This window comes from Paraburkholderia nodosa, from assembly GCF_001718195.1.
Taxonomy (GTDB): Bacteria; Pseudomonadota; Gammaproteobacteria; order Burkholderiales; family Burkholderiaceae; genus Paraburkholderia; species Paraburkholderia nodosa_A.
Genome location: NZ_MCNV01000002.1, coordinates 436,638 through 459,423, shown reverse-complemented (window position 1 = coordinate 459,423; position 22,786 = coordinate 436,638). Strand labels below are relative to the sequence as shown.

At 63.3% G+C, this 22,786-nt stretch carries 19 protein-coding genes and 1 pseudogene; 11 read left to right on the top strand and 9 right to left on the bottom strand.

What is annotated here, in order from left to right; all coding sequences use genetic code 11:
- Positions 1 to 128: 128 nt before the first annotated feature.
- The 4 genes and pseudogenes from BFD71_RS05370 to BFD71_RS05355 all read right to left on the bottom strand — a co-directional run bounded on the left by BFD71_RS05370 (position 129) and on the right by BFD71_RS05355 (position 4,574).
- Positions 129 to 1,502 carry an LLM class flavin-dependent oxidoreductase gene (locus BFD71_RS05370; protein ID WP_069262233.1) on the bottom strand — a complete coding sequence of 458 codons (1,374 nt, stop codon included), beginning with the start codon at positions 1,500 to 1,502 and terminating at the stop codon, positions 129 to 131.
- A 49-nt stretch (positions 1,503 to 1,551) separates the two neighbouring features.
- Positions 1,552 to 2,361, bottom strand: a complete 810-nt coding sequence (locus BFD71_RS05365; protein WP_069262232.1) for a class I SAM-dependent methyltransferase — start codon at positions 2,359 to 2,361, stop codon at positions 1,552 to 1,554.
- 170 nt (positions 2,362 to 2,531) lie between these two features.
- Positions 2,532 to 2,639, bottom strand: a pseudogene (locus BFD71_RS38910) (sugar O-acetyltransferase); the annotation flags it as partial.
- A gap of 36 nt (positions 2,640 to 2,675) precedes the next feature.
- Complete coding sequence (locus BFD71_RS05355) at positions 2,676 to 4,574, bottom strand: potassium transporter Kup (protein ID WP_069262230.1); 1,899 nt, start codon at positions 4,572 to 4,574, stop codon at positions 2,676 to 2,678.
- A gap of 127 nt (positions 4,575 to 4,701) precedes the next feature.
- Here BFD71_RS05355 and BFD71_RS05350 point away from each other — a divergent pair, with 127 nt between their 5' ends.
- Complete coding sequence (locus BFD71_RS05350; protein WP_069262229.1) at positions 4,702 to 5,976, top strand: NRAMP family divalent metal transporter; 1,275 nt, start codon at positions 4,702 to 4,704, stop codon at positions 5,974 to 5,976.
- On the opposite strand, the gene BFD71_RS41305 is transcribed toward BFD71_RS05350, so the two are convergent.
- A complete protein-coding gene (locus BFD71_RS41305) occupies positions 5,962 to 6,117 on the bottom strand; it encodes a hypothetical protein (RefSeq protein ID WP_176732816.1) in 156 nt (51 codons plus the stop codon). The genes BFD71_RS05350 and BFD71_RS41305 overlap by 15 nt on opposite strands.
- Before the next feature lie 368 nt (positions 6,118 to 6,485).
- Here BFD71_RS41305 and BFD71_RS05345 point away from each other — a divergent pair, with 368 nt between their 5' ends.
- Complete coding sequence (locus BFD71_RS05345; RefSeq protein WP_069262228.1) at positions 6,486 to 6,698, top strand: hypothetical protein; 213 nt, start codon at positions 6,486 to 6,488, stop codon at positions 6,696 to 6,698.
- Positions 6,699 to 6,860: 162 nt separating this feature from the next.
- Here the strand turns inward: BFD71_RS05345 and BFD71_RS05340 are convergent, their stop codons facing one another.
- The gene (locus BFD71_RS05340) at positions 6,861 to 8,360 is read right to left on the bottom strand and encodes an MFS transporter (RefSeq protein WP_069262227.1); all 1,500 of its coding nucleotides are present in this window, start codon (positions 8,358 to 8,360) and stop codon (positions 6,861 to 6,863) included.
- Positions 8,361 to 8,519: 159 nt separating this feature from the next.
- Between BFD71_RS05340 and BFD71_RS05335 the strand changes: the two genes are divergently transcribed.
- Positions 8,520 to 9,398, top strand: a complete 879-nt coding sequence (locus tag BFD71_RS05335) for a LysR family transcriptional regulator (RefSeq protein WP_069262431.1) — start codon at positions 8,520 to 8,522, stop codon at positions 9,396 to 9,398.
- A gap of 30 nt (positions 9,399 to 9,428) precedes the next feature.
- On the opposite strand, the gene BFD71_RS05330 is transcribed toward BFD71_RS05335, so the two are convergent.
- The 3 genes from BFD71_RS05330 to BFD71_RS05320 form a co-directional block, all read right to left on the bottom strand.
- Positions 9,429 to 11,555 (bottom strand): D-(-)-3-hydroxybutyrate oligomer hydrolase, encoded by a 2,127-nt coding sequence (locus BFD71_RS05330; RefSeq protein ID WP_069262226.1) that lies wholly within the window; start codon positions 11,553 to 11,555, stop codon positions 9,429 to 9,431.
- Positions 11,556 to 11,788: 233 nt separating this feature from the next.
- The gene (locus BFD71_RS05325) at positions 11,789 to 12,889 is read right to left on the bottom strand and encodes a TAXI family TRAP transporter solute-binding subunit (RefSeq protein WP_069262225.1); all 1,101 of its coding nucleotides are present in this window, start codon (positions 12,887 to 12,889) and stop codon (positions 11,789 to 11,791) included.
- 60 nt (positions 12,890 to 12,949) lie between these two features.
- On the bottom strand, positions 12,950 to 14,113 hold the full coding sequence (locus BFD71_RS05320; protein WP_069262224.1) for a zinc ribbon domain-containing protein: 1,164 nt from the start codon (positions 14,111 to 14,113) through the stop codon (positions 12,950 to 12,952).
- Between the two features lie 831 nt (positions 14,114 to 14,944).
- Between BFD71_RS05320 and BFD71_RS05315 the strand changes: the two genes are divergently transcribed.
- The 8 genes from BFD71_RS05315 (at position 14,945) to BFD71_RS05280 (ending at position 22,762) form a co-directional block, all read left to right on the top strand.
- Positions 14,945 to 16,765 carry a S10 family serine carboxypeptidase-like protein gene (locus BFD71_RS05315; protein ID WP_069262223.1) on the top strand — a complete coding sequence of 607 codons (1,821 nt, stop codon included), beginning with the start codon at positions 14,945 to 14,947 and terminating at the stop codon, positions 16,763 to 16,765.
- Positions 16,766 to 16,888: 123 nt separating this feature from the next.
- On the top strand, positions 16,889 to 17,248 hold the full coding sequence (locus tag BFD71_RS05310) for a 2-oxoglutarate dehydrogenase (RefSeq protein ID WP_176732835.1): 360 nt from the start codon (positions 16,889 to 16,891) through the stop codon (positions 17,246 to 17,248).
- A 169-nt stretch (positions 17,249 to 17,417) separates the two neighbouring features.
- Positions 17,418 to 17,705 (top strand): hypothetical protein, encoded by a 288-nt coding sequence (locus BFD71_RS05305; RefSeq protein WP_069262221.1) that lies wholly within the window; start codon positions 17,418 to 17,420, stop codon positions 17,703 to 17,705.
- A gap of 206 nt (positions 17,706 to 17,911) precedes the next feature.
- Positions 17,912 to 18,484 carry a hypothetical protein gene (locus BFD71_RS05300; protein ID WP_069262220.1) on the top strand — a complete coding sequence of 191 codons (573 nt, stop codon included), beginning with the start codon at positions 17,912 to 17,914 and terminating at the stop codon, positions 18,482 to 18,484.
- A gap of 257 nt (positions 18,485 to 18,741) precedes the next feature.
- Positions 18,742 to 18,975: a hypothetical protein gene (locus BFD71_RS05295; RefSeq protein WP_069262219.1), complete on the top strand. Its 234-nt coding sequence runs from the start codon at positions 18,742 to 18,744 to the stop codon at positions 18,973 to 18,975.
- Positions 18,976 to 19,126: 151 nt separating this feature from the next.
- Complete coding sequence (locus BFD71_RS05290; protein ID WP_069262218.1) at positions 19,127 to 20,194, top strand: LacI family DNA-binding transcriptional regulator; 1,068 nt, start codon at positions 19,127 to 19,129, stop codon at positions 20,192 to 20,194.
- A gap of 72 nt (positions 20,195 to 20,266) precedes the next feature.
- Positions 20,267 to 21,241: a substrate-binding domain-containing protein gene (locus BFD71_RS05285; protein ID WP_069262217.1), complete on the top strand. Its 975-nt coding sequence runs from the start codon at positions 20,267 to 20,269 to the stop codon at positions 21,239 to 21,241.
- Positions 21,242 to 22,762, top strand: a complete 1,521-nt coding sequence (locus BFD71_RS05280) for a sugar ABC transporter ATP-binding protein (RefSeq protein ID WP_069262216.1) — start codon at positions 21,242 to 21,244, stop codon at positions 22,760 to 22,762.
- The last annotated feature ends 24 nt before the right edge of the window (positions 22,763 to 22,786 follow it).

Sequence of the window (22,786 nt, the reverse complement as noted above, 5' to 3'; positions counted from 1 at the left end):
CGATTTCACGCAGACGCGGTGAGATTACGAGCCACGCTCCAGGGATAGAGCGCGTATCGACAGTATGCGGGCATCTTCGGTGCGAATATTTCGGCCTGGGATGAAATGTGGATTGTCGATGAACGGAATCACGAAGCGACGCGCAATGCGTCTTCGCGCTGCGTGGCGTAGCGGTTCGCGGGACGAGGCAGGCCAAGATGCTCGCGCAATGTGCGCCCCGTATATTCCGTGCGAAAAAGTCCGCGACGCTGCAATTCGGGCACCACGTACTGCACGAACTCGTCGAGGCCGCCAGGCAGCCAGGGCGACATGATATTGAAGCCGTCGGCGCCTTCCTCCTCGTACCATTGCTGAAGCTGGTCCGCAATGCTTTGCGGCGTGCCGATCACCTGTTGATGCCCGCGCGCGCCCGCAATGCGCAGATAGAGATCGCGTATGGTGAGGTTGTCGCGCCGCGCGAGATCGAGCAGCAAGCGTTGCCGGCTCTTGCCGCCGTTGGTTTCCGGCAGGTCGGGCACGGGGCCATCCACGGGATACTGCGAGAGGTCGAGGCCGCCCGACATGTTCGCGAGCAGCTGCAGTCCCACGCTCGGGTGGATCAGCGCCTGCAACGCGTCGAACTTCTCCTGCGCTTCTTCCTGCGTGCGGCCGATCACGGGGAAAATGCCCGGCATGATCTTGAGATGCTCGGGGCGGCGGCCGTAACGCGCGAGCCGCCCTTTCACGTCGCGATAGAACTGCCTGGCTTCATCGAGCGTTTGATGCGCGACGAAAATCACTTCGGCGGTTTGCGCCGCGAGTTCCCTGCCGGCTTCCGAGGCGCCCGCCTGCACCACGACGGGCCAGCCTTGCGGCGAACGCGCGACGTTGAGCGGGCCGCGCACCTTGAAGTGCTTGCCGCGATAGTCCAGCGTGTGCAGCTTCTGCGGGTCGAAGTAGAGGCCGCTTGCCTTGTCGCGAATGAAGGCGTCGTCTTCCCAGCTGTCCCAAAGCCCGGAAACCACGTCGTAGAACTCTTTCGCGCGCTCGTAGCGCAAGGCGTGATCGAGATGCTTGTCGAGGCTGAAGTTGTGCGCTTCGGTTTCGGTGCTCGACGTCACGAGATTCCAGCCCGAGCGGCCGCCGCTCAGATAGTCGAGCGAAGCGAATTTGCGGGCTACGTTATAGGGCTCGTTGAACGAGGTCGACACCGTGGCGATGAGCCCGATGTGCTTCGTGACCACCGATAGCGCGGAGAGCAGCGTGATCGGCTCGAAATGATCGGCGCGCGCGGTGCGCGAAAGCGAAGGCACATGGGTGTCGCGCACGCTCACGCTATCGGCGAAAAAGACGGCGTCGAATTTGGCGCGCTCGGCCGTTTGCGCCAGCTCGGCGTAGTGCGCGAAGTCGAGGCCCCCGGCTGCGTGTGCATCGGGGCGACGCCACGCGGCGATATGGTGGCCCGTCTCCATCAGGAAGGCGCCGAGGCTCAATTGTCCCGCGCGTCGCGGTGCTGCGCTCATGTGTGCTCCTCGAATGTGGTTGGCGTTCGCTACGGAATGGAAGGCAGATTCAATGCGCGAGCGGCTTGTGCGCCGTGGCGATGATCATGCGCCGCGTGAGCGCATAGCCACGTGCGTTGCGATGGGGTTCGAGCGCGCCCGCGAGCCGTGCGCGTACGCGTGCGATGTCGTCGGGCGTGAGCGAGGCGAGGAAATTGCCGAACGAACTGGACCGGCTAAAGGCGAGCACGTCGTCGACGTTGTCGAAAGTGTCGCCGAAGGTGCGGATCTCGTTGTGCGTCACGTCGAAGCCGGCGCCCTGGAGCAGCGCTGCCGAGCGCTCGTGCGTGAGTTTGTTCGGCGCGCCGATTCCAGCGCGCTGCCATTCGGGCTCGCCCGAAAATAGCGCGCGCAGCACGACATGCAGGTCGTGTGGCGCTTCTTCGGGCATGGTCGTGAAGCCGATCCGGCCGCCTGGCTTGAGCACGCGCCACGCTTCGCGCAGCGCTTGCGCCTGATCCGGGATCCAGTGAATCACGCTGTTGAAATACACCACGTCGTAGTGCGCATCGGGCACCGTTTCCAGCGCTTCGGCGCGGCCGACGCGCGCGGCGAAGCGGCCCTGCGCGCGTTCGAGCGCGCGCTGCACGCGCAGCGGCAACGGATCGAGCCCGAGCACTTCGCCGTGTTCGCCCACGCGCTGCGCCGCCGATTCGGTGAGACGGCCCGTGCCGCAACCCACGTCGAGCACGCGTTCGCCTTCACGCAAGCCGAGCACGTCGAGCAGTTGCAGACCGTGATGAAACTGGCGAATGCCAAGCCGGTCGTATTCTTCGACGAGCGTGGCGGAATCGAGCTGAAGGCTGGGCGCGTTCGACATGTCGTGGTCCTGACCAAAGTTTGGCAGGACCATTCTTGCCGATCGGTTATCTCACCACAAACAAGCAATTGAGCTATTCATAGTAGCGCGAGCGCGTTCGCGACGATTGCGCTGCTACAGCGGATTTTCAAACTGAGGGGGCAGTTCGTTACGCTCGTCGGTGGCAATCCCCGGTTGATCCTGGCCGTGATCGCCATCGCCCGTTTGAGGTTGGCCGTCATGGCCGCGGATTCCGGCGTTCGTCTGGCAATTATCGTGGTGCGGTCGTCGTTCACCATGCGTCGTTTTTCTCGAGTGATACGCCGGATCGTGCCTCAGAGGTTGATCTGTCCACCCATCTCGACAACCCGGTTCGCGGGGAGGCTGTAGTATTCGGCCGCCTGCGCTGCGTTGCGCGCCATGAACGCGAACAGCTTCTCGCGCCATAGCGACATGCCTTTGCTCTGTGCCGTTGCGAGGATCGTGTCGCGGGCCAGGAAGAACGACGTGGCCGCGGGTTCGTACTGCCACGTAGGTATCTGCTTCTGCACGAGCAGGAGCAGTGCCGGCACGTTGGGCATTTCCATGAAGCCGTGACGCGCGGCGACCGCATAGCAACCGTGCCCAAGATCGCTCACCGAGACTTTTTCGCTTTCGGGCACGTGCGGAACGTTCTCGGTCGTGCCGGCCAGAAAGATATTGGTCTCGTGCATCACGCCGTTATGCTTGAGATTGTGCAGGAACGCGCTCGGCGTCATGCCGGGCACGCCGCCTGGAAACACTGCCGTACCGCCCACGCGGGGAGGCGGGTGCGATCCATCGCACAAGGAGTGAATGAATGCCGGAAGCGGCAGGTTGTCGCTTTTCACGCGCTCGACGACCATCTCCCGCCCGCGATGCCATGTCGTCATGATAGTGAACAGCACGCCGCCCGCCAGCAGCGGGAACCATCCGCCATCGAGGACCTTGCTCGCATTGCTCGCGACGAATATCGCATCCACGACGGCCAGCGGCCCGATCACTGCCAGCGTAGCGACCGGTTTCCAGTTCCACAGGCAGTGGGTGATGAAGTACATGAGCAGCGTCGTGAGCAGCATCGTCGAGGCGACGGCAATGCCATAAGCGGCCGCGAGATTATCGGAAGACCGGAAGAACACGACGAGGAATACGACCGCCGCATAGAGCGAGATGTTGATGAACGGCACGTAGACCTGACCGACTTCGTGTGTCGAAGTGTGGACGACGGGGATGCGGGGCAGCAACCCGAGCTGGACAGCCTGCTTCGTCATGGAAAACGCGCCGGAAATGACGGCCTGCGAAGCGATGATCGTCGCGGCGGTTGCCAGCAGAACCAGCGGAAGCAATGCCCAGTCCGGCGCCTGGGAGAAGAATGGCTGCGTGAGCGCCGAAGGCTTCGACAGCACGAGCGCGGCCTGGCCAAAGTAGTTGAGGATGAGGCTCGGCAGCACGAGCAGCAGCCACGCGAGCCGGATCGGCGTCTTGCCGAAGTGTCCCATGTCCGCGTAAAGCGCTTCGCCGCCCGTCAACGCAAGGAACACAGAGCCGAGGACGACGAATGCCGTGCCGGGTGCATGTGCGATGAAGCTCAGGGCGTAAGACGGCGATGCGCCGCGCAAAATGCCGGGGTTGTGTGCGATATGAGCGACGCCGAGTACGGCAAGCGTCAGGAACCAGACGATCATGACCGGCCCGAAGACTTTTCCGACCGTGGCCGTGCCGTGTTTTTGAAGCTTGAACAGGCCGGTCAGGATCACGAGCGAGATCGGCACGACCCACGCGGCCAGATGAGGATCCACGAGTTCGACGCCTTCGACTGCCGAGATGACCGAAATCGCCGGCGTGATCATCGAGTCGCCGTAAAACATCGCGGCGCCGAACACGCCGAGCGTCAGCAGCACGGTGCGCAGGCGCACGGGCGCCACACGAGCGGCCAGCGCCGTGAGCGCCAGAATGCCGCCTTCGCGGTCATTGTCCGCCCGCATGACGAAGCTCACGTATTTGAGCGTCACGACAATGATGATCGACCAGAGGATCAGCGAAACGATCCCGAATACGTTGGTCTGGCTAATTCCGCCGGCGGCTTTCAGGCATTCGCGAAGTGTGTAGAGCGGGCTGGTTCCGATGTCGCCGAAAACCACCCCTATGGCGCCCAGAATCAGGGCGGCGGGGGCGTCAGTAGTTTGACTGGATGAACGCGCGGATATAGAGGCCATGGGTAAGGAAAATGAAAATCAACGTCCCTCGGGACAGGCTGCGGAGCACAAGCGTCAGGCCTGGCGGCTCCCGACTCGCACGCTACAATCGCCCGACAGATACTACAGGCGCATCCTTTCAGAACGCATGACTCGTCTCCTGACGCTCAAGCAAACCGTTTCGCGTGGACTGCGGGGGCTCGCCCTGTGGGGCCCAGGTCTGCTCGTGATGCTGGCCGACTGCGACGCCGGCAACGTCGTGACGGCCGCGCAGGCCGGCGCGCAAACGGGGCTGCGGCTCTTGCCCGTGCTGCTTGCGCTGGTCCCACTGCTCTACATGGTTCAGGAGCTGACCGTGCGCCTGGGTATTTTCACCGGGCGCGGTTATGGCGAACTCATCCGCTCGCGCTTCGGACCGGTTTGGGCCGCGCTCGCCGCGGCCGGACTGGTCGTGGCCGTGCTGGGGTCGCTCGTGACGGAGTTCACGGGCGTTGCCGGCGTGGGGGAAATGTATGGCGTATCGCGTGCCGTCACGCTGCCGCTCGCCGTCATTCTGTTGACCGGTATCGTCGTTACGGGCTCGCACAAGCGCGTAGACCGGATCGCGATTGCCATCGGCGCGTTCGACCTGACGTTCTTTGCCGTCGCATGGAGTGCGCGTCACAAACTTCAGGTCATGGTCCCGCAAATGACTCATCTGGCAGCGGGCGGCCGTGAAGCCGGCTACCTGGCGGCGGCGCTCATTGGCGCGACGTTCAATCCGTGGATGGTGTTCTATCAGCAGGCGGCGGTCGCGGACAGCCTCACGGCGAAGGACTTCACGTTGGCCAGAGTCGAGACGGCGGTTGGCGCTGTCCTCACGCAATTGCTGACGGCAGCGGTGCTCGTCGCTGCGGCGGCTACGTTGTCGGCGCATGGCGAGCCGCGCTCCCTCGGCAGTATCGGCGAAATCAGCAATGCGCTCGTTGCGGTAACGGGCCCGTTTGCGGGGCGCCTGCTCTTTGGCGCAGGCGTGCTCGGTGCGGCGCTGGTGGCCGCCATCGTGAGTTCACTCGCGCTGGCATGGGGGCTCGGCGATGTATTCGGGTACCGGGCCTCGCTCGATGACCGTCCCGGCCGCGCGCCCTGGTTCTACGGCGCGTATGCGCTAGCCGTTGCAGGCAGTGCCTGGGCTGTCTGGCTCGCACCCGACCTCGTCTCCCTGAACGTTGCCGCGCAAGTGGTCAACACGTTGATGTTGCCGCTCGTGTTGGGGTTGCTCGTCGCCCTGAGCCTCACCGCGCTCCCTCGACGGTATCGGCCTCGCGGGCTTTATTTGTGGCTTGTGGTTTTCGTGGGTGCGGTCGTGTGTGCCGCGGGTGTGTGGGGCGCGGTGCAGGGTTTGCGTCCTTTACGCGCGATCCCTGACTTACAGATTCTTTAATAATGCGTAGTAGACGGCGGCGAATACCACGACGATGCCGATGTTCACGGCCAGCCGTAGCCACAAGAGATTTTTCAGGAAAACCACATCCACGCCGACGATAACGGCTATCAACAACAAGATGTAAATCGCAACGTACACGTTTCTCATCGTTTCAATGGCCAGTCAAAAGATCCCGGTGGCCAACTGCCAGAAGTCAGGATACGCCGGGACCGCGCGCCTCACACATCGCATACGTTTTCATTCGTTTCACAGCCTGGTGCGGCGCATCAGCCGGGGTCGTCCCATGCTGCCGGACGCTGGTTTCCGGGTTTCTGTTGTTTTGTTGCTATCTTGCTGAAATCGATGTTGCGAAAGGCTTTTCTGGCTATAGTTAAAGTGCTTTCTCAAACACTTGATGCGACGCGGTAAGAATTGCGCCTTGCATCAAGAGCGTTCGGTTTGCGCAGGGCGTTTTCGCGGTTTCCGGCGAAAAGGCTGCAAAACCAACCGATCTCTGGGAGGACCAGATGAGACGCACGAAGACGCAGTCACTGCGTTATCAGGTCGAAAAATGGCTCGCACCGACTTCGCCGGTGCATGTCACCGCGTTTGGCCATACCCCTTCCGGCAGGGCACGCTATGTGTGCGTGGAGACGCGCCAGACAACGGGTTTTCACGCGCTGTTCTTCTTTCAGCACGACGACGGTTACTGGAATGTATTTCCTCCCGTGGGTGAATAGCCGCTGCAAGGAAGAAAATATAATCAGGCATCCAATATAAGCGAAAGCAGTTTCACTGCATCGCCTGCTACTGGCTCCAGCAGGGCACCTGCCTCACGTCCTGCGCGCTCGGCACCGTGCTCCGCGCAGATCGACTTCTGATAGCGAGGACTCCGGAGCAAATCACTGCGTATTGGTTTGTGTGCCGGTTTGTGTGCCGGGACCGTTTGCATGCGTGCGCCGATGCAGCGGTCCCAGCGCGGTGGAGAGCAGCGCGCAGGGCAGCAGGATCGCGACGAGTGCGAACATCGTCGTCTTGAACGCATGTGCGTAGTCGATCACACCGGGCGCCGCACCGAGCGTCGAGAAGAACAGGCCGCCTAGTGTGGCCGCGCCGACGGCGGCGCCGATCTGCAGCGTTGCCGTGACCATGCCCGAGGCGATGCCCGCGCGCTCGGGCTCCACTTCGGCCAGCACGATGCGCACGACGGAGGGCAAAACGAGCCCTTGGCCGATGCCGATCGCCGCGAGTCCGAGATAGAAACCGGCGCCGGGCTGTACCGCCCCCGCGAGCGCAGCCGCAATCGCGAGTCCGCCCGCGAGCATCACGAAGCCCAACGTCAGCACGCGATAGCCGCCGAACCGGTGCACGAGGCGCGGCATCAGCAGCGGGCTGGAAAGAAAGCCGATGCCGAACGGCAGGATCGCGAGTCCCGAAGCGAGCGGCGTCCAATGCAGGCCGCCTTGCAGATAAATACCGTAGGTCAGGAAGAACGCGCTCATCGTATAGAAGAGGAACGCCAGCACGAGACCGAGCGCGATGACCGGATTGCGGAAGAGGCGCACATCGAGCAGGGGATCCTTGCCGTTGGCGAGGCTGCGCCACTCGACGCGCAGCAGCAGACCGAGCATGGGCAGCGAGCCGGCGAGGCAGGCGAGCATCCACAGCGGCCAGCCCGACTCGCGTCCGCGCGTGAGCGGATAGACGAGCATCAGCAGAAACAGCGACAGCAGCAGGGTGCCCGGGACATCGATGCGCTTGCCGCGCGGCGGCCGGCTTTCCGGGATGAAGCGCCAGCTGCCGATGAGCGCGAACACGCCGATAGGCAGGTTGACGAGAAAGATCGCGCGCCATCCCAGACCGAACGGATGCAGGCTGATGAGCGCGCCGCCGCCAAGCTGGCCGATCACCGCGGCCACGCCGAAAACGAACGCGTAAAGCCCCATCACGCGCACCTGTTCGTGCGGCGTGAAAACGCTGCGGATCGTGGCGAGCACTTGCGGCGCGAGGGTCGCGGCGAACAGGCCTTGCAGGATGCGTCCGGCGACCAGTGCCGTGCCGCTGGTGGCCAGGCCGCAGAATGTGGAGGCGACGACGAAGCCCGCCATGCCCACCATGAAGATGCGCTTGCGGCCGTACAGGTCGCCGAGGCGCCCGCCCGTGATCAGCATGACGGCATTCGCGCACGCGTAGGCCGAGACGACCAGCTGGAGTTCGGACGCGTTCGCGCCGAGTCCGTCGCGGATGGCGGGCAGCGCGAGGTTCACGATGAAATAGTCGAGCGGCGGCAGAATCGCGCCCACCAGCAAAACGACCAGCGCCCAGCCGTGATGGCCGTGGCTGGTATCGGCTGCGGCGGCGCGAGGCGCCACGGCACAGGCGGCGTACGTATTGTCAGACATGAGTGTGCTCAGCGATAAAGGGCCGGATTTCGTCAGGCTGCGCTATTCAGCACGCGCGCAGCGTGAGCGTCCAGTCGACATTCTGATCCACCTCGATCTGACGGAAAAGCGGGAATAGGTGGTACTATCCATCGAGTTATTCGATGGATGTTGAATGTCATGCGTGGCTTCGAATTCGACCAGTTGAAGACGTTCGCGGCTGTGGCGAACGTGGGCAGCCTTTCGGCGGCCTCGCCGTTGCTGCACCTTTCGCAATCCACGATCAGCGAGCAGGTGCGCAAGCTCGAAGCGCGCGCGGGCATGCCGCTTTTCGTGCGTAGCAAGCGCGGTGTGGAGCTCACGCCCGCGGGCACACGATTGCTCGACCATGCGCGGCGTCTCGTGGCGCTCAACGAAGCCGCTTTCGACGACGTGCGCGGCCAGGCCATCAAGGGCGAGTTGCGCGTCGCGATCACCGAGTACTTCCGCACGAACGAGGTGGCCGGTCTGCTCGTGCGGCTGCGCGACTGCTATCCGCAGCTGAGCTTGCACGTGAGCGCGATGAAGAGCGCCGATATCGAGCTCGCGTATGCGAAGCGGCAAATCGATCTCGGCGTGGTCATGCATCTGTCGCGCGGCCCGTTCCGACCCGCCGCCACCGACGCGGACGCGCGCTGGGAGTTGCTGCGCGAACCGCTCTATTGGGTCGCGTCGCCGACGCTCGCCGAGCAGTTGCCGCAAGCCTTGCCGCTCGTGCTGCTGCCGGGCGACTGCATGATGCACCAGGTCGCGGTGCGCTCGCTCGAAGAAAACGACATCCCGTACGTGCTCGTTCACAGCGCGTCGGGCGTGGCCGGGCTGCAGTCCATGCTGGCAGCCGGTCTGGGCGTGGGATGCCTGTGCGCTTCGGCAATCGGGGAGGGTCTCACGCGGCTCGGCCCGAAGCACCGGCTGCCGGCCTTGCCCGACGCCGTGTTCTCGCTCCTGCCGCCGCATCCCGGCGAGGGGGACACCGTGACACAAGCGAGAGAAGTGCTGGCGCGGCAACTGCTGGTGTGATGCGCTCGCCGCGCCGGCGTGCTTCGCGACTCAATGCGGCACGTTCACGACGCCGTCGTTCGCGCGAATCGCGTTGCTGCCCGGATTCTCCACGATGGCCGGCAGGTTCGCGAGACCCAACGGCGGCGCGGCGCCCGGGTTGCCGCCGCGCGGGATCGTGCGGATGACCTGGGAAGGCGGCAGCGGCGTGCCATTCTTCAGGTGATTCCACATCAGATTGAGCGCCGCGATGTTGTAGTAGTGCACCGGCACGAAGTGCGTATCGAAGCCCGGCACGGCGAGGAATGCATCGAAGTGCTGCCCGTTCGTCACCTCGTACAGCGACAGGTGGCTGTGCGAACCTTCCCGTTCGCTGTTTGCCGCGAGATACGCGCGCGACGCATGATTGATCGGCACGAGCGCGTCGCTGCGGCCTTGTACGATGATTGCGGGCTTGCCATGCAGGTTCGCATGTACGCTGATCGCCTGGACGCTCTGGCGCATGCGCGGATCACCGTTCGTCCACAACGCGCGCAGACATGCCGCGCCCGCGAAGCTGGCGTCGGGCGTGGCCAGCCGATGGTCGGCGCCGCCAGGCGGCGTGACGTTGTAGACGAGATTGACGCCATTGGTCGGCGGCACGCCATTGCCCACGCCAAAGATGGTCAGCATTGGCGAGACGGCGGGCGCAACGCCCGCGGCGCCCGTCGATGCGTTCGTCGTGCCGAAGCTGAATCCGCACAGGTTGTCGAGCACGCTCGAGCGCGTGTAGGCATCGGCGTAGGTCACCGCAACAGCCGGCACGGCCTGTGAATCCCACATCGGCGCCTGCAGCAGATCGGAGTCCGCTTCATAGCCGGCTTCATGCAGGCGTTGGAGCGCGTCGTTCGCCTGCGCCTGCGTATCGCCGCCGTGGACGTAGCCTGCCGCCGCGAGCGACGTGCAGCGCGCCTGGCGAATGGCTGTCGTGGTCGCCACGGGCAGCGCGGTGAGATAGGGCGCGCCGGCGGCGGCGTCCGCGAGCGCGGCGCAGGGTTGCAGCAGGTTCGCGAGCGTCATGTAGTCGGCCAGCGGTTTGCCGGCCGCGGCAATGCGCTGCCCACCTTCCCTGACTTGCGCGTCACCGGGCATGCGCACATTGATCTGCGGTTCGCCGACCACGACCGCCGTGATCCACTTGCCCGTGTCCTCTTCGGCTGCCGCGAGCGATGCGCCGCCGCCGTTGCTCACGGAAGCCGCGATCGTCGTAATGTCGCCGGGCGCATAGCGCACGCCGTGATTCGATGCGTCGACGCGTTGTGCGAACTGCTGGTTGAGCACCCAGTACGCGAACTGGACCGCTTCGAGCGTGTCCTTGCCCCAGTCCGCTTCGGGGTTCAACTGCGAATGCGCGTGCTTGAACGCATAACGGTTCGGAAACTTCTGGTTGTAGGCGGCAAGCGCGCCCGCCGGCACGTCCGCGGTGAAAATACTCGTGCGCCCAGCCGTTGCTGCGTTGGCCGTGACGCCATCGATCAACGTCACGAGGCCGCTCATCAGTTCTTCTGCGCCGTTGCCCGTGCCCTTGTCGGTATAGGCGACCGCGCAGCCGCGCTTGAGTCCCCACTCGCCGGCCGCCGAGATCGCGCCGTACACGCCGCGCGAGCCCGACGACGTGGCGGTCACGATGCACGGGTTCGCCGGATCGAAGCTGGTCGGCACCTGCACGAGCAGGCTGACGTTCCGGCGGCCGCTGCCGTCGTCGGCGAACGCGAGATATTCGGTGCCGGCGATTTTGCCTTCGCCCAGTGTGTCGTTGCCGTACACATCGACATTGGGCCCCCAGAAGCGGCCATAACCGCCGTTCGCGCTCATATCGACGAGCGCCCGATAGTTCGACCAGATCGCGAGCCGGCGCAGTTCCGCTGCTGTCGGCGCCAAGTGGTCGGCGATGGCAGGCTGCGCCCCGGCGAGGCCGGTTTTGCCGAGACCGGCGGTCAACAGATCGTCGCTGACGCCATCGTAGCTCGTGGTTTGCAGACTGCTCGCCACCACGAACGACGGCAGCCGGTTGAATTCCGGGTGATGGGCGTCGTTTTCGGCAGCGTGTGCGCCGGGAACGAGCGCCGCACCTGCGATGGCGATCGCGGCACGCAGGTGCGCCGTTTTACGCCGGACTGTGAACGGGGTATCTCTCATGGGTGTCTCCTTGTTTGTTGTTAGGCTAGGACGCACTGCATCGGGAAGACCGTTTCGACGTGCCGGCATTACGGCACTCATGGACATTAGGACATCCTGAAAGCAGATACCAGGAGAGAATGCATGTGGCACAAGGGGATCGCCTTCCACGCCGTGCTGGCGTTTGAAGGGTCCACTTGTTTGCTGTTCACGCGCGTCGGGGGCCGCGTTCGGCTGGCGGATTCGTCGGGGGATTATTTGCAGAGCAGGAGCAGGCGCTCCTGATCCGGGCATGGCCGCCCGTCGACTTTTTGTGCGGCGGGAGCGCCTCGCGCCGCGGTCGAACCCGTGGCGGCCTGCATCGCGGCGCGATGCGCGAAACACGCCTTCAGGCGTCGCTCAACGGGCGGATAGTATTGCCAGCCTTTGCCGAGGCCCGGTAGATCGAGCTTGACCTGCTTCCATTTCGGATGGCCGTGCTCCTGCAGGTTGTCGAAGTTCGCGCAGAGCGAATCGGCAAAGCGCTTCAGGTTGCCGACCGTATCGCGCAGGTTGTAGTCATAGGTGACGAGAAAGGCCTTGACCGTCCATGTCGGCACGTCTTCCTTGAGCCAGTTCGGGTAGCTCGACACGTGAATCGTCGCGGGATAGTAGGTCTGCTTTGCGCGCGCCGTTTCCGGCGCGTTCGCATCGACGCGCAGGAAGCGGATCTGCTGCAGCAGTTCGGGGTTCATGTCGGTAAAGAGCTTGGCGGGTTGCCCGGCGACGATGATCGCCACGTCGATCTTCTTGACGATGAGTGCGGCAAGTGCGTCCTCGTTGCTCAGGTGCTGCGCGTTCTGCTCCGGAATCGGCTGGCCGAACATGAGTCGGTACAGCGTCGTCGCCGACTGCGCGGTGCCGCTGCCGATCAGCCCGACGCTCATTACCTTGTCCTTGATTTCGTTGATCGTCTTCATCGGCGAGTCGTTACGCACCACGAAGTAAATTTCTTCGTCGTAGAGCGGCATGATGAGCCGCAGCGGCCGTATCAGCGTGCCGGCCTCTTCGTTGCCGGAATTGGCCATGTCGACGTAGGCCTGGTAGACGTCGGACTGCACGAGCGCGAGCTTCACGCCGGGCTCGAAACGCATGCGCTGCACGTTTTCGGCCGAGCCTTTCGATGGGATCACTTCGAGATCGATGCCCGCCGGCTGCGCGACCCATTTCGCCAGGTCCTGGCCGATCTGAATGTACGTCCCGCGCTCCGGGCCGGTCACGATGCGGTAGTGCGCGTCGACCTCGGCGGCGACGGCGAGCACAGAGAAAAGCAGGGCGATCAGCGCCGCCACTCCCGCTAGAGTCGTTTTCAGCATGGTCTCTCTCCCGCCTTGTTTGCGATCTACGGCAGACTTCTATATGTTATGGAATCCTGTTCAATGTGCGGCGCCAGATGGCGCGGCGTGCTTCCAGCCGTTTTGCAGGATCGCGCGCTCCTGTGCGTCGATGCTGTTGTTGCCGCCGGCGGGACTCGCGGCCGTCGCGACATTCGCCGCGGTCGGGGCATTCGCCGCGTTCGCCGTGTTCGTCGCGCCGGGCAGCGGAGGCGGCGACGCGCCCGTATTCCAGTCCTGCGACGAGGGCAGCCGTACGGTGTTCGCGCCGTGCGGCAACGCCGCTGCCGCGTTCGTTTGCGGGGCGCCATTAGGTGGGCTGAGTGGCTTCCAGGCGGTCGATACGATGGCGCGCTCCATCAACGATTGCGCGACTTGACTGCTCGAATCGATCGCGAGCGCTTCCGAAGCCTGTTGTTGCACGCAGGCCCAGGCACGCTGCGCGACACAGCGGTCTGCGTTTTGCAACGCGCCATCGCGCCGTTGCTCGCGCGCGGCGATATCGTTTTGTAGCGCGCGTGCCTCCTCGTTGTCCCCGCCGCGCGCGAGCACGGCGTTGGCCGCAGTCTTCGCGTCGAACAGGTTGTTTTCCGCGAGGCTGTTGCGCGCGGCACGCAGAGCTTCGGCCGTGTCGGCGAATTGCGGCGCGGGGTGCGCGTTGCGCGGGGGGGATTGCGGATGCTCGCTGGTCTGCGTGCCGGCGGCAGGGGGCGTCTCGTTGGCCTGTCGCCCGGACGCATCAGTCGAAACCGATCCGCCCGATGAGTGCAGGGTCTCTTCGCTGGCGGTGGCCTCCCGCTGGCGGTTCGCACCGAGCAGCAGATACGTGCCGTACGCGAACGCAAGAATCAGTGCGAATACGAATAGACCCCTGGGGAAGATCCATTGCCCCATCTGCGAAAACCGCAACCCGTGTGAAAGCGCCAAGGCGTGCTGCGCGGCATGCGGGTAGCCGGTCTCCAGCGACGGCCCGTCGGATGCGGGTAAGCGCGCCTGCGCGAGCTTCGCGGCCGCGGGTGCGGGGGGCGCCGCGGCCGTGGCGCCGAGCGGTGTCAATGTGGCCTTCGGATGGGTGCCGAGCGAAACGGTGTCGAGTGGAAGATCTGTGCCGCAGTAAGGGCAGAATTCGAAGTTTTCGTACAGCAGTCCGCCGCAATGCTTGCACGCTGCGGGGAAATTCTGGTCGCGACCAATCTGAGCGGACATGATGTCGTCCCACCGTTATGGCGATGCCATTTCGGCATGCTCAGAATCGTCGTTGAAGCGATCGGCAAGGCGTCGCGGAACTCACGATCTGCATGCGCAGGAAAGCGACGGGGCCCGACCGAGCGCAGCCGTCTGGTCAAAATATGGTTGATTTCGCACAGCGCGTCAATCTCCGTTGTTGCCCGGCGCACATATGCGTGCTGGCTGCGTGCTGGTAAGGATTGCCTTGCGGAATTTTTTACCATGGTGGCGTTTTATTTATAAGAATAGCTAAATGAGCGGACGGCTTCTTGACCGTCACGCACTTCACCTGGAAGTATGGCCCCAATTGAATGGGTGACAGGCGCGCAAGCGATGGATTGCATTCATTCATACAATCCGTGGGCATTGTCGAGCATCCATTTCGCTCTTCGTTCGCGCTCGCGTGGCACCGAGATCTCGCATCGCCGACCCGCATGCACGCGGCCGTTTCGTGCTCGACGCAATTGCTGCGTGCGCAACGAATCAGCGCGCATAGGTTCAAGAACTATCCCTTGACAAAGTACTGCGGCGCCTCCTATTTTTCCTCTGCTATCTTTCATTACCAAATATTTCCAGCGAAATTCCGTCGGCGAAACTCAGTGGTTTCTCCCGATGCTTTATGGATTATTTAGGCATCCATAGTAAATAGATGTCGCTTAAATTGAATCGACTTTGTCAGGAATGGAAAGTTAAATGTCAGCCGCCTCGCGCAGGTAATTGTGTTTGAATTTCGGTGCCTTTTTCAAGGCGTTATTACCGGCGACCGCGGCCCCCGCGTAGTGTGAAGTCATCATTCGAAGGGGTATAACAATGCATCCGGACAGTAAACCCAGTGTGGAGTTCAGCCGCAGTTGGCGCGAGCTGCGCCATGCAGGCGCAATCGCTATCGGCGTGTTGATGCTAGCGGCTTGCGGCGGTGGAGATAGCCCGACTTCGTCGGCCGCGAGCGCCATGAACCAGTTTTCGGCAAGCGCTAAAGCCGCCGTACAAAATTCAAATTCGCCAAATGCCAACCAGCCTTATACCGACCCGATCGCCTATTCGCCGAACGCTACCGATGGCCTTGCCGCGTCGCAGGTCGCCGAAAAGGCCGCGATCATGCATTACCAGTGGACTTCGGGAAAAACGACCATCAACTACACGACGACAACGGGCCATTTGACGGCTTCGGACGCAAACGGCAATCCGGAGGCGACGATGTCGTATGTCGCCTATACCGCGCCGAGCACGAACGGTTCGCCGCGGCCCGTGACGTTCATCTATAACGGCGGGCCGGGTTCTTCGTCGATCTGGCTGCGTCTCGGCTCGTTTGCGCCAACGCGTGTCGCGACGCCCGATCCGCTGCTCACCAACTGGCCGAACTTTCCGCTCGTCAACAATGCGGAGAGCCTGATCGATACGACGGACATGGTGTTCATCGACCCACCGGGCACGGGGCTCTCGGAGGCCATTCTGCCGAACACGAACCAGAAGTTCTGGGGCTGCGATACGGACGTGGACGTGATGCGCGATTTCATCAAGCGCTATCTGGCCGTGAATAATCGTAGCAGTTCGCCGATCTATCTCTACGGCGAATCGTATGGCACGCCGCGCACCGACATGCTTGCGCTTGCGCTCGAAGCGGCGGGCGTGCAGTTGACTGGCATCGTGCTTCAGTCGTCCATCCTGAACTACTTTGCCGATGCGATCGAGGCGACGGCCATCACGAATTCGACGGCTGGCCTGGTGCTCGATACCGACACACTCGCGGGCTATTACCCCGGCTATGCCGAGGTGGCCGCCTACTTCAACCTGGTTTCGCCGCCATTGATCGATCAAGGCCTCTTCGCGTTGCAGTCGGAGATCTTTGCGACGGGCCAGTACCAGCATTTCCGCAAATACGCGCAATCGTGGGTGCTGAGTCAACTCGGCATTCCCGACGCGCTCGGCAAGCCGGTCTTTCCGCCCGAGAAAACGCTGGATTCGTGGCGTTGGCCCTCGAGCCTCACATTGCAGGCGCTCAATGGCTATTTCAACGTGAATCCGTTCAGTAACGAACTGATCCCGGGCACGACGATCGGTCGTTACGACGGACGCGTATCGCTGCCGAATTCGGATCCGCGCTTGCAGAGCGACGGCGACCCGTCGGACATCCTCATCTCGCAGCCGTTCACGACAGCACTCGCTACGCAAATGCCGGACTATCTCGGCTATACGGCGCCGAATGCGACGTACATGCCTCTGAACGACAACATCATCGGAGTCTGGGACTTCTCGCACGACGGTCAGCCGTTGCCCGATACGCTGCCCGACCTGCTCGGCGCGATCCAGCTCAATCCGCAATTGAAGGTGCTTGCGGAGAACGGCTATCACGATCTTGCTACGCCGTTCTTCAATACGGAGAAGCAGCTTGCGCGTCTGCAAACGGTGGCCGGTTTGAGCCCGAACCTGCAGGTCAACTTCTTCCAGGGTGGACACATGATCTATCTGGACGACGTGGCGCGCCCGAAGATGAAGGCCGATCTCGTGAGCTACTATGGTGGTCAACCCATACCATTGGCGCTTTCGCTCTGGACGCTTCCGCAGCCGTGGCCCGACGAGAGTCCCGCGGGTACGCCGACTTCCACGGCAGTCGCCGCAGCGGGCCAATAACCTGACAGGCCGGGGCCTTTCCTCGAGCGTCGATCGTCGATAGCCGATTGAGGCCCGCTCCTCACACATTGAAGGCGAGCGATCATGTCTACATTCAAAAAGCTGTGGTGCATTGCGCCGTTCATGCTTGGCGCGGTTGCTGTCGTCACAACAGGCATTGCCCAGGCGGCAACGCAAGCGGTGGCGCCCGTTCAACTGCCGAAGGGTGGCCACGGTGTGGATGGCCCATTTTTCCCGACGAGCCGGCCAGCGCCGCTCACACCTTCCACCGGTACGCAATTGCAGCAGCAGGCGCAACAGCGGGTTGAGGCTCGCCTGGGTGCGAATACTGCATTGAACAACGGCGCTTCGATCACGAAAGCGCAGGCGCAAAGTAGCGGGCTGGGGTATATCTCGCAGCATTTCGATCAGATCGACACGGCGCATACAGGCAGGGTGTCGATGAGCGACGTGCGGCAATATCTGCAGAAACAGGGCCAATGAGGCCGCAGGTCTGTCGCACTGCATTGATCGGCGTCGTGAGCGTGCTGGCGGCCCGGGCGCCCCGGCCAGTTTCGCGCTCGACGCCGCTGCCATCGCGCTGCCTCAGGATGCGCCGCACTACAGGGTGGGAGACAACTTGCGAGCCGGCGCGCGCTATGAAGCGGACTGCATGGCCACCGCCCCTTCGGGCATGAGGGTGCAGCGCCGGGCCCAATGCGAAGTGGACGGCGTGGAGACGGTCAAGACGAAGGCGGGCGTTTTCTCCGCGATCAAGATCACGATGAGCGGCGTCTGGCAGCCGCAGTATGGCCCGGGCGGCGGCCCGATGGAGGAGACGCTCTGGTATGCCCCGAGCGTCGAGCGGGTAGTGCGCGAAGAATTTCAGGGCCGTCTGGCCGGAAGAGGCGCACCCGCAACGAACGCAATCGAACTGGTGCACTACGCAGTGAAGCCGTAACGCCGTTCCCATCGAGTTTGTCTGCACACGAAATCTCCTGTTGCCTCGCTCTCTCCATCAAATGATGGAGGCGCAAGCGTGCGCGGTTCCATAGGCTTAGGAAGCGGAGCGCACACCGGCACGAGCCGGCGCCTCGCTCGACGGCTGCTTTTGGCCCGCTGCGCGTTATGAAGCCAGACGCCTGCTATGGTGACAAGGAGATGACCATGAAGATCAAGCATTCAAGCATTTTGTCGGCAACAGCCTTTGCACTGCTCTCGCTCAGTGGCGTCGCGCAGGCCGACGGGCGCCTTTGCTCGAACGCAACGCTAAGGGGAGCTTATGGATTTCACGGACATGGTGAGATCCTTGGCTTGCTGGATAGCAACAACAAGCTGCACCCGTTTGCCTCACCTTCGACACTCGATGACGTCGCCATCGTGACGTTCGACGGTTCGGGTAAATTCTCCCGCACCGACTTCGGCATGATCAATGGCTTGCCGAAAGGCGGGCAGACCGCCTTCAATCCGTACCAGAGCGGCACCTACACGGTGAACTCCGATTGCACGGGGATCATGAAACAGGTCTATGGCAGCGGCGGACCGGTGCTGGCCGGCGTCGAGACCGACCTGCAGATCGTGGTTTCCGACGACGGGACACTCATCGAATCCGTTGTCTACAGGGCGTATTCGCCCGCGTCCGGTCCCACCGCCGACGGCACGACGTGTCCACCGAACTGCGAACAAGGTGTGCAGGAACAATTCGAAGGAAAGAAGGTTCTCGTTTACGGCTTCCGTTAAGCACGCCTCTCATTTTCGGGACGGCCGCGTTGCACGTATTCGTTTCGCGCAACGTGGTCTTTCCATTGCCGCAATGCTTCGTTCCTTTCCCCTTTGTATGGCGATATTCAGACGTGGAATTTCGCGCCGAATAAGCGCGAAAGCCACGGCATCGAATTAATTCGGCATATCCGGCGCATGCACAGCTTTGCGCGGCAGCGGCGGGGCCGATGGTACGCTTGGGCTTCTCAAGATCACGTGGCTGGAGATTGCCTATCATGAAGCGCTTGTGCTGCGCAGCGTTCCTTGCCTTACTCGTTGCCGGTTGTGCTTCGCCGTCGCCGCCCGCCGCCGACACCACCACCTACATGCTGCACACCCCTGATGGCGCGAAGCCCGGTTCACCCACATCGAAGCCGCCGAGGCTCACCGTGGGCGTTAGCGATCCCGACACCCAGTTGATTCTTCCGTGGTTTCTCAACGACATCATCAACTTCGTGAATTACCGCTAGTCCTCGCGCGCGCTCCCCGGCGACCCGGAAAAACCCTCCCTTGAAGCCTGAAAATCCATTTCCTACTCTATGAAACGTTTCAGTTCGGACGGGTAACGGACGGGTAACGGACGGATAACGCCGGCGCATCACCTCGGGCGGAAAGACCAGCATGGACGACCGCAAGAAAAGTGCCAGTACGCTCAAGGACGTCGCGAATGCGGCGGGAGTCTCGCTGGGCACGGCGTCGAAGGTGCTCGCGGGTGCAGCAAACGTGAGCGAAGCGCGCCAGCGCCAGGTCTGGGAGGCGGCTCGCAAGCTCGGCTACCGGCGCAATAGTCTGGCCGCCGAACTGCGCAGTTGCCGCTCCACGTCGATTGGTTTTGTCGTGCCCGACCTGACCAATTCGTTCTTCATCGAACTCGTCTGCGCGCTCGAAGACCACGCGCTCGAATCCGGTTACCGGCTCATCCTCGCGCACGCCCAGGAGGACCCGGAGCGCGAAGCGGAGCGCATCCGCTTCGTCCTCTCGCGCCAGGTCGCGGGCATGATCATCATTCCGTGCCACGGCTACGAGCACGCAATCAGCGAACTGCGGGAATGCGACGTGCCGCTCGTGATGGCCGATCGCGTGGACAACAGTTTTCCCGCCAACACGGTCACGACCGACAGTCATCGTGCGGCGATGGACGGTACCGCGCATCTGATCGCGCTCGGTCACCGCCGCATCACGTTCATCGTCAATGCGCTCGATCTCGTGAACAGCCGCGAGCGGGCCCAGGGCTACCAGGACGCAATGCAGCGCGCCGGGTTGGCGCAGCACGCCAACGTCGTGGTGTGCGGCATGAGCGATACCGAAAGCCACGCGACGACGCTCGGCGTGCTCGCCGCGCGCGAACGCCCCACTGCGCTCTTCACAGGCGCGAACGTCGCGACGCTCGGCGCGCTGCGGGCGATCCGCGATGCGGGCCTGCAACTGCCGGACGACATCTCGCTGCTTTCCTTCGACGACGCGCCGTGGATGTCGGTACTGCGCCCCGGCATCAGTTCGATTCGTCAGCCCGCCGAAGCGATTGCCCGCGGCATCTGGCATCTCCTGCACAAGCAGTTGCTGGGCGAGAGCCCGGAGATCGTGCACTTGCGCATGCGTGCCGACTTGCGCGTGCGCGACAGCACGGGCCCGGTGCGGTATGACGAATGGGGCGAAGCGGCGCGCGCCTCCGCCGCACCGCCGCTATAACGTTTTATTTTTCGCAGCACCCGAGGCCGGCCGCACGCGCCGCCCGGTTCAGACAACAAAGGAGACAGGGCAATGGACAGTCAACGACGCATTCTGGTTGCGGGTCTGGTCGCCGTGCCGCTTGCCGGCGCAGCGGGTCTTCTCGGGACGCTCAGTGCGCCCGCGTTCGGGCAGCAGAAGAAATACCGCTTCGGCTTCTCGCAGGTGACCACGGTCGAGCCCTGGCGAGTGCAGTTCAACAAGGACATGAAAGCCGAAGCCGCGAAGCATCCCGAGGTCGATCTGATCATTGCCGACGCCGGCGACCGCACCGACAAGCAGAATGCGGACATGGAGAATTTCATTGCCCAGAAAATGGATGCGATCTTCATTTCGCCAAAGGAGTCGGCCGGGCTGACCGGCGTGGTGGAAAAGGCCTATAAGGCGGGCATTCCTGTGTTCGTGCTCGACCGCGAGGTGAACGGCGAATCCTATACGCAGTTCATCGGCGGCGACAACGTGCAGATCGGCCGCGAAGCCGGCGCATTCATCGTCAAGCTGATGGGCGGCCCGGGTCACGCGCAGGGCAATCTCGTCGAGGTCTGGGGCGGCTTCGGCGCGCAGCCGGCGCACGACCGCCACGACGGCGCGGCGAGCGTGATCGGCAAGGAGTCAGGCATCAAGCTCGTGGGCGAACGCGTGGACTGCGACTGGAAGCAGGACAAGGCGTACGAGTACATGAAGACGGTGTTGCGCGTGAATCCGAAAATCGATGTGGTGTACGGGCACAACGATCCGATGGCCTACGGCGCCTATCTCGCGGCCAAGGACGCGGGGCGCGACAAGAGCATCAAGTTCGTGGGCATCGACGGGTTGCCGCAGGAGGGCGCGACGTGGGTCTCGCAAGGCCTGCTTGCCGGCACGTTCATGTACCCCACGCCCGGCGCCGAAGGCATACGCCAGGCGCTCAAGCTCCTGCACGGCGAAAAGATCCCGAAGAAGGTGACGTTGCCGACCCAGGGTATCTTTGCGGACAACGCCAAGGCGTATATTGCTAGCCACTCCTGAATGAATGCCACCGCCACCGCGCCGCTCATCGAGGCGGCTGGCCTGTCGATTTCGTTCAACGGCAGCGCCGTGTTGTCGAGCGTCGACTTCGATGTCGTAGCGGGCGAGGTGCATGCGCTCGTCGGTGAGAACGGCGCGGGCAAGTCGAGCCTGATGAAGATGCTGGGCGGGCTCTATACGCCCGACAGCGGCACGATACGCGTGCGGGGCGTGCCCACGCGCCTCGCGAGCGTCAACGACGCGATCGATGCGGGGATCGCGGTCATTCATCAGGAGTTGAATCTCGTCGATACGCTTTCCGCCGTCGACAACATATTCCTTGGCAAGGAACCGCGCACGCGCTGGGGCTTTCCCGACCGGCGCGCCATGCGCGCGGCAGCGCGCAGCGTACTCAGCCAACTGGGCTTTCGCGCGAGTCCCGATACGCTGGTCGGCGCGCTGCGGGTGGGCGAAAAACAACTCGTGGAAATTGCCAAGTCGCTGGTGGCCGAAGCTCGGGTGCTGATCATGGACGAGCCGACCTCGGCGCTCTCCGACGCGGAGACCTCCGCACTCCTCGCGCTCACGCGGCAACTGCGCGAACGCGGCATGGGCATCGTGCTGATCAGCCACCGGCTGGGCGAAGTCTTCGCCGTGGCCGACCGCGTGACCGTGCTGCGTGACGGCCGGCGCATCTCGACGCTGCCGGTCGCGCAGGTGGAGTCCTCGACGGCACTCGTCTCGATGATGATCGGCAAGGACTTCGCGCCGCCAGAGCGCGGCGCGGACGAGGCGCCACACGCTCGCAGCACGAGTGTGGAAGTGCGCAATCTGTCGCTGTGGGGACCGGCGCGCGCGATGGTGCGCGACGTGTCGTTCGCGGTGCGCGAGGGCGAAGTGTTCGGCCTCTCGGGTCTGCTCGGCGCGGGCAAGACCGAAGTGCTCGAAGCCATCTACGGGATTTCGGCCTACCAGCAGGAGGGCGCCATTGCCATTGCCGGGCGGAACCGGTCATTCAGGTCGCCGAACGAAGCCGCAGAATCGGGTCTTGCCTTCGTGACCGAAGACCGCAAGAAAGATGGCCTCGTGCTCGACCAGTCGCTCGAAGCGAATTTCGTGCTGCCGTCGTTGCCGCGCGTGCCCGGCTTTCCGTTCTACCGGCGGCGCAGGCTGTGCGGCTGGGCCGCCGAACAGGCGCGGGCCTCGCGGGTCAAGCATCGCAGCCTCGCGCAAAGCGCCAGTAGCTTGTCGGGCGGCAATCAGCAGAAGCTCATTATCGGCAAATGGCTGATGACGAAGCCGCGCATCCTGCTGCTCGACGAACCGACGCGCGGCGTCGACGTCGCCGCCAAAGCGGAGATCTACCGCCAGATACTCGACGCGGCGCGCTCGGGCGTGACGGTGCTGATCGCCAGTTCGGAAATCGACGAATTGACCTTGTTGTGCGACCGCATTCTCGTGCTGTGCGAAGGGCGCGCCAAACAGATCGTACCGCGCAGCGATTTTTCCGGCGACCTGCTGATCAATCTTGCTTCGCCTTGAATCGATACTGACTGGAGACTGACC

Excerpts from the sequence above, each read along its gene's own strand:
- BFD71_RS05370 (WP_069262233.1), bottom strand. The coding sequence starts at position 1,502 with ATGAGCGCAGCACCGCGACGCGCGGGACAATTGAGCCTCGGCGCCTTC.
- BFD71_RS05365 (WP_069262232.1), bottom strand. The coding sequence starts at position 2,361 with ATGTCGAACGCGCCCAGCCTTCAGCTCGATTCCGCCACGCTCGTCGAA.
- BFD71_RS05355 (WP_069262230.1), bottom strand. The coding sequence starts at position 4,574 with ATGGCCTCTATATCCGCGCGTTCATCCAGTCAAACTACTGACGCCCCC.
- BFD71_RS05350 (WP_069262229.1), top strand. The coding sequence starts at position 4,702 with ATGACTCGTCTCCTGACGCTCAAGCAAACCGTTTCGCGTGGACTGCGG.
- BFD71_RS05345 (WP_069262228.1), top strand. The coding sequence starts at position 6,486 with ATGAGACGCACGAAGACGCAGTCACTGCGTTATCAGGTCGAAAAATGG.
- BFD71_RS05340 (WP_069262227.1), bottom strand. The coding sequence starts at position 8,360 with ATGTCTGACAATACGTACGCCGCCTGTGCCGTGGCGCCTCGCGCCGCC.
- BFD71_RS05335 (WP_069262431.1), top strand. The coding sequence starts at position 8,520 with ATGCGTGGCTTCGAATTCGACCAGTTGAAGACGTTCGCGGCTGTGGCG.
- BFD71_RS05330 (WP_069262226.1), bottom strand. The coding sequence starts at position 11,555 with ATGAGAGATACCCCGTTCACAGTCCGGCGTAAAACGGCGCACCTGCGT.
- BFD71_RS05325 (WP_069262225.1), bottom strand. The coding sequence starts at position 12,889 with ATGCTGAAAACGACTCTAGCGGGAGTGGCGGCGCTGATCGCCCTGCTT.
- BFD71_RS05320 (WP_069262224.1), bottom strand. The coding sequence starts at position 14,113 with ATGTCCGCTCAGATTGGTCGCGACCAGAATTTCCCCGCAGCGTGCAAG.
- BFD71_RS05315 (WP_069262223.1), top strand. The coding sequence starts at position 14,945 with ATGCATCCGGACAGTAAACCCAGTGTGGAGTTCAGCCGCAGTTGGCGC.
- BFD71_RS05310 (WP_176732835.1), top strand. The coding sequence starts at position 16,889 with ATGCTTGGCGCGGTTGCTGTCGTCACAACAGGCATTGCCCAGGCGGCA.
- BFD71_RS05305 (WP_069262221.1), top strand. The coding sequence starts at position 17,418 with ATGGCCACCGCCCCTTCGGGCATGAGGGTGCAGCGCCGGGCCCAATGC.
- BFD71_RS05300 (WP_069262220.1), top strand. The coding sequence starts at position 17,912 with ATGAAGATCAAGCATTCAAGCATTTTGTCGGCAACAGCCTTTGCACTG.
- BFD71_RS05295 (WP_069262219.1), top strand. The coding sequence starts at position 18,742 with ATGAAGCGCTTGTGCTGCGCAGCGTTCCTTGCCTTACTCGTTGCCGGT.
- BFD71_RS05290 (WP_069262218.1), top strand. The coding sequence starts at position 19,127 with ATGGACGACCGCAAGAAAAGTGCCAGTACGCTCAAGGACGTCGCGAAT.
- BFD71_RS05285 (WP_069262217.1), top strand. The coding sequence starts at position 20,267 with ATGGACAGTCAACGACGCATTCTGGTTGCGGGTCTGGTCGCCGTGCCG.
- BFD71_RS05280 (WP_069262216.1), top strand. The coding sequence starts at position 21,242 with ATGAATGCCACCGCCACCGCGCCGCTCATCGAGGCGGCTGGCCTGTCG.